General features: G+C 65.1%; 5 protein-coding genes. 3 read left to right on the plus strand and 2 right to left on the minus strand.

All coding sequences use genetic code 11. The features are described from left to right. Positions 1-275, plus strand: a 275-nt coding sequence (locus tag VMJ11_RS30245; RefSeq protein ID WP_414694514.1) for an O-methyltransferase, incomplete at its 5' end; no start/stop codon positions are given. A gap of 92 nt (positions 276-367) precedes the next feature. On the opposite strand, the gene VMJ11_RS30250 is transcribed toward VMJ11_RS30245, so the two are convergent. Then, the gene (locus tag VMJ11_RS30250; protein WP_325624520.1) at positions 368-2,608 is read right to left on the minus strand and encodes a TonB-dependent siderophore receptor; all 2,241 of its coding nucleotides are present in this window, start codon (positions 2,606-2,608) and stop codon (positions 368-370) included. Positions 2,609-3,124: 516 nt separating this feature from the next. Between VMJ11_RS30250 and VMJ11_RS30255 the strand changes: the two genes are divergently transcribed. After that, positions 3,125-3,856: a PIG-L deacetylase family protein gene (locus VMJ11_RS30255; protein WP_325624522.1), complete on the plus strand. Its 732-nt coding sequence runs from the start codon at positions 3,125-3,127 to the stop codon at positions 3,854-3,856. Then, on the plus strand, positions 3,853-4,548 hold the full coding sequence (locus VMJ11_RS30260; RefSeq protein WP_325624524.1) for a 4-carboxy-4-hydroxy-2-oxoadipate aldolase/oxaloacetate decarboxylase: 696 nt from the start codon (positions 3,853-3,855) through the stop codon (positions 4,546-4,548). The genes VMJ11_RS30255 and VMJ11_RS30260 overlap by 4 nt, the downstream gene beginning before the upstream one ends. A gap of 135 nt (positions 4,549-4,683) precedes the next feature. On the opposite strand, the gene VMJ11_RS30265 is transcribed toward VMJ11_RS30260, so the two are convergent. Then, on the minus strand, positions 4,684-5,322 hold a 639-nt coding region (locus tag VMJ11_RS30265), incomplete at its 5' end, for a LysR substrate-binding domain-containing protein (protein WP_325624526.1).

Consider the following 5,322-nt stretch of genomic DNA (forward strand, 5'->3'; position numbering starts at 1 on the left):
GCAGTGGGAAAGCGAATAACGTCGTCAGTTCGCATTGCGGTAAGCTTGACTTCGACCGTGTGCTGGAACTTTCGCGGCCAGGCACGGTGATCGTCGCAGACAACGTGGTGCGTGAAGGACGCGTGAGCGATCCGGCGCATCACGAAGATGATGTGGTGGGCGTGCGCCGCTACTTCGACATGCTCGCCGGCGAAAAGCGGCTCGAAAGCACGGCAGTGCAGACGGTGGGCAGCAAGGGCTGGGACGGATTCGCGATTACGGTGGTGGGCAGCTAAGCGCTCGCGCACACGCCAAATCACAAAGAGGGCCCGGCAGGCAGGCTGCCGGGCCCTCGGTTTTCGGCTACGCGGACAATTGCAATTGCCGCTCAGAAGTCCGTCGTCATCGAGAACAGGACGGTGCGCGGTGCGCCCATCGTCAGATAGCCGCCGTTGGTCGACGACCAGTAAGCCTTGTTCGCGAGGTTGTACACATTGGCGCGGAACGTGGTCGGACGGCCGAACAGGCTCGTCGAGTAGCGCGCGCCCAGGTCGACCGTGTCCCATGCCTTGATCGACATCGTGTTGGCTGCGTCGAAATACTGCGGGCCCGTGTGCGTCCAGCGCGCCGAAAGCGTGAGGCCGGGGACGCCGGGCACGTCGTATTCGGCGCCCAGGTTGAGCAGGAAGCTCGGCACCCCCACCGGCTCCTTGCCGTTGGTCGCGCCGTTCAGCGTGTCGAGCTGCTCGGCGTTGATGTAGGTCGCGCCGGCGATCACGCGCACGCCCTTGTAGACCTCGCCGAAAATCGACGCTTCCACGCCGCGATGGCGCTCGTTGCCGTTGGCAACGAAGACGTTCGCGCTGTTGGTGTAGGTCTGCGGCTTTTCGAGCTGGAACAGCGCGAGCTGCGCGCCGTACTTGCCGTTGTCGTATTTCGCGCCCACTTCGTACTGCGTCGTGCGTTCTGGCGCGAGCTGGGCACCGTAGTTCACGGTGCCTTCGGGCGCGATGCCGCCCGCCGAGAGCGACTCGCTGCGGTTCGCGTAGATCGACACGTTCTCCATCGGCTTGACGACGAGGCCGAACAGCGGCGTCGTGATCGAGTCGTTGTAGTTCGAGGTCTGCAGGAGCGTCGACGACGAATAGCCGTTCGAGAGAATCTCCTGATGGCGCACGCCCACCGTGAACAGCACGCGATCGTGGAGGAAGCCGAGCGTGTCCGAAGCGGAGACGCTGCGCAGCAGGTTCAGCGCCGTGATCGGTGGGTTGCCGTCCATGCCGGCCTCCATCGTGGTCGGCGGATACGGGACCTGCACGGTGTTGTAGAGGCTGGTCGCGAATGGGCCGCCATACGTCCAGCCCGATTGCGTCATCACGCGCACGATCGAAGCGCCCGCGGTCACGAAGTGGCTCACCGCACCCGTGTCGAAGTGGCCGCGTACGCCCGCCTCCGCCGAGGTCCCGCCTTCCTTGCGCACCACGCCGAGGCGCGAGCCGATGGTGTTCTCCGGATCGGTGTAATAGGGCGAGAAGTATTCACCGTGCTCGTTCGTATGGCGCACGCCGCCGGTGACATAGGCTGTCCAGCCGGGCAGGAAGTCGTACTCGGCGCGCAGGATGCCGACGGTGTCTTCCGCGTTGCTGTACGACCAGGTCTGCGCGTAGTTGTGGGTTGCCGAGGGCACCGCGGGAATTTCGTCGCCCAATACGTAGACGACCGGGCGGCCGTCGGAGATGTGCTGGCGCTGATAGAGGAAGTCGCCTTCGAGGCGCAGCTTCTCGCCGCGCCAGTCTAGCGCCACGGCCGTCTGGTTGTTGCGGCGGTTTTCGCCGTCGATGCTCGTTTCGCCGTCGCGGTTCGACTGGTTCACGCGAATGCCGAACTGGTCGGCGTCGCCGAAGCGGCGGCCCACGTCGACATGGGTGCCGAACTCGCCCGAGGCGCTGCCTTCGAGCGTCACGCGCGTGAGCGGTTTGTCGTCGGCGCGCTTTAGCTGCAGGTTCACGCTCCCGCCAATCGAGCTGCCATTGGGCGCCGCGCCGTTCAGGAACGCGCTCGCGCCCTTGAGGATGTCGACGCGCTCGAGCGCAGCCGTCTCGACAAGCTGGCGCGGCGTGATGCCGTACAGGCCATTCAGGGCGATGTCGTCGCTGTCGAGCGTGAAGCCGCGAATGGCGTAGACCTCCTGGAAGTTGCCGTAGCCATAGGCCGTGCGCACGGCGGGGTCGTTCGAGAGCACGTCGCCGATGGTGCGCGCCTGCTGGTCCTCGATCAGCTTCGCCGTGTAGGTCGTCATGCTGAACGGCATGTCGATGTTCTTCTGCGAGCCGAGCACGCCGAAGTCGCCGCCACGCGCCACCTGGCCGCCACCGAATGTCGGCTGCAGGTCGCCCGGCAGGGTTTCCTGGGTGGCCTGGACTTTCACCGTGGGCAGCGTGGCATTGCGGGTGTCGCTGGTTGCATCGGGCCCGCTTGTGGCCGCGGCTGGCGTTGCTGCTACCTGCGCGAACGCCGTGGTGGGCAGGCTGAATGCCAGGGCGATGGCTGAGAGGATCGTGGCGCGAGTGGCGGAAGCCGGGAAGATCGAAGGCAAATTGAAAGGCGTGTGCAAACGGGCTGCTGGCATAGAGAAGTTCGAAACGAAGGTAGCGCGGGTGTCCCGTGATGCCTTCAGGCTCCCGGGAGATTGGTCATGTTTTGCGGCTAGACGGCGCTCGCAGACGCACGCCGCAGTCGGGCCAGCAAAAGTATGCGGATTGTATTGCAAATGAGAACGATTTGTATTCAACCATTACTGTCAATGTATTCATTTGGCGTTTACGCAACGATTTCAATTGGAAAGTTCGGTGAAGGCGTAACGAAAGTTCGATCGACTCGGCATTTGCAGCGTGGCGCCACGTGTAGGGCGAAACGGGGTGCGCCCTTTTTGCGCGATACCCACCTTGACGTTGCGCGCTCAACCAATGCGCCGCGCCGCCGCCGCGAGCGCATGGATGAGGCCCATCCGGCGTATTTGCGCGAAGCGCTCGAATCCATACCGATAAGCAGATTCGATGCCTTTAGGCAGTCCTTTCGTTAGTCCGCGGGGCGCGCCCAAACCTACAATGGGCATTCGTGATGATCGACTTCTGGTGAACCGGAAATGACTGAAAAATCGATGCTGGTGGTGAGTGCGCATAGCGCCGATTTCGTATGGCGCGCGGGCGGCGCAATCGCCCTGCACAAGAAGAATGGCTATCGCGTGAAAGTGGTGTGCCTCTCGTTCGGCGAGCGCGGCGAGTCCGCGAAGCTCTGGCGCAAAGGCTCCGAGATGACCATCGAGAAGGTGAAGGCCGCGCGCCGCGAAGAGGCGCTCGCCGCGGCCGAGATTCTCGGCGCGGAGGTCGAGTTCTTCGATCTCGGCGACTATCCGCTGCGCGTTTCCGACGAAGCGCTCATGCGCCTCGTGGAGATCTACCGCGATGTGCAACCCGCCTTCGTGCTGAGCCACTCGCAGAAGGACCCGTACAACTTCGATCATCCGCTCGCCATGCACGTGGCGCAGGAGGCGCGCATCATCGCCCAGGCCGAAGGCCACAATCCGGGGCAGAAGATCGTCGGCGCGCCGCCCGTCTATGCGTTCGAGCCGCATCAGACCGAGCAGTGCGAGTGGATTCCGAATACGTTCCTCGACATCACCGAAGTGTGGGACGTCAAGCGCCGCGCCATCGAGTGCATGGCGGGCCAGGAGCATCTTTGGGAGTACTACACGCGTGTCGCGCAACAGCGCGGCGTGCAGGCGAAGCGCAACATCGGCATCACGGCGAAGCGCGACATTCAATACGCGGAAGGCTATATGCGCCTGACGCCGGCAGTGGTGGGAGATCTGGCATGAAACGCGGCGTCGTCGTCACCCGAATTCCGCGCGCGGATGTGCGCCACGTTGAAATCCTCAAGGAGGCCGGCGCGGCCACCGTGCACGAGGCGCAAAGCCGCCTCGGTCTGCTCGCAACCTACCTGCGGCCCATCTACTCCGGCGCCGCCATTGCGGGCTCGGCCGTGACCGTGCTGATGCCACCCTCGGACAACTGGATGCTTCATGTGGCCGTCGAACAGTGCCGCGAAGGCGACGTGCTCGTGGCCGCGCCGACCTCGCCCTGCGAGGACGGCTACTTCGGCGAGTTGCTTGCCACGTCGCTTGCGGCGCGCGGCGTCCGCGGCCTCATCATCGACGCGGGCTGCCGCGACTTGCGCGCGCTGAAGGCGATGGGCTTTCCGGTGTGGTCGAAGGCCGTTTCTGCGCAAGGCACGGTGAAGGAAACGCTTGGTTCGGTGAACGTTCCGGTGGTGTGCGCCCAGCAAATCGTGCATCCGGGCGACGTGATCGTCGCCGACGACGACGGCGTGGTCGTGGTGCCGCTCGCCACGGTGCCGAAGGTCGTCGAAGCGACGCAGGCGCGTCTTGCCAAGGAAGAGAAGACGCGCGCCGTGCTGGCGAGCGGCACGCTCGGCCTCGACTACTACGGCATGCGCGAGCGCCTGGCCGAAAAGGGTCTGCGCTACGTGGATTCGCCTGCGGACGCCTGAGACGCCCAAGCGCAGACGCGCGAAACACTCGACACGCCCTTCGGGCAAACGCACATTGGCATCCGCTTGCGCACGACGAGCGCCATTCTGGCGCTCGCTTCACGCCCTCCTTCTTTCCGTACCTCGACACCGCGCTCAGCCCGTGCGCCGTCCCTCCACCACGCGCGTTGCAGGCGAAACATCCATCACCGCGAGCCGGATCGCATCGATGAGCGCACGCGCGGCGGGTGAGGGCGAGCCCTGCGCGCGCAGCGTGAGGCCGATGTCGCGCCGCGTGTGCTGCAGCGGCACGTCGAGAACCGCGAGCTGGCCCGACCCGATTTCGTAATGCAACTGCTGCGCGGAGAGCGCGGTGATCATGTCCGTGCCGAGCAGCAGGCCGCGAATCACGGCGAGATCGGCCGTTTCGACGGTGGGCATGGGCGGCTTGAGCTTGAGCCGCCGGAACTGCGCTTCGAGCAGCCCGCGCGCGGGCGAATGGGCGCGAGAGAGGATCCATTGCGCATTGCGCAGGTCATTCAGCGTCAGGCCACGCGCTTTCGCAAGCGGGTGGTCGCGCCGCGCGAGCACGACCATGTCTTCCGACATCAACCGCTCGTTGGCGAGGCCGCTCGCCGCATCGTTTTCGCGCAGCGCGCCCAGCACGAAGTCCACGTCGCCCGCGCGCAGGCCCGCCACCAGCAGGTCGTAGGCGCTTTCGTCGGTCACGACGCGCACGCCAGGATGCTGCGCGGAAAGCCGCGCGATGGCCGCCGGCAGGATCAGCGTGCGGCC

The organism is Paraburkholderia sp. (assembly GCF_035501035.1).
Lineage (GTDB): Bacteria > Pseudomonadota > Gammaproteobacteria > Burkholderiales > Burkholderiaceae > Paraburkholderia.

What these genes read in the sequence shown, in the direction of transcription:
- VMJ11_RS30250 (WP_325624520.1), bottom strand. Translation starts at nt 2,608, where the DNA reads ATGCCAGCAGCCCGTTTGCACACGCCTTTCAATTTGCCTTCGATCTTC.
- VMJ11_RS30255 (WP_325624522.1), top strand. Translation starts at nt 3,125, where the DNA reads ATGACTGAAAAATCGATGCTGGTGGTGAGTGCGCATAGCGCCGATTTC.
- VMJ11_RS30260 (WP_325624524.1), top strand. Translation starts at nt 3,853, where the DNA reads ATGAAACGCGGCGTCGTCGTCACCCGAATTCCGCGCGCGGATGTGCGC.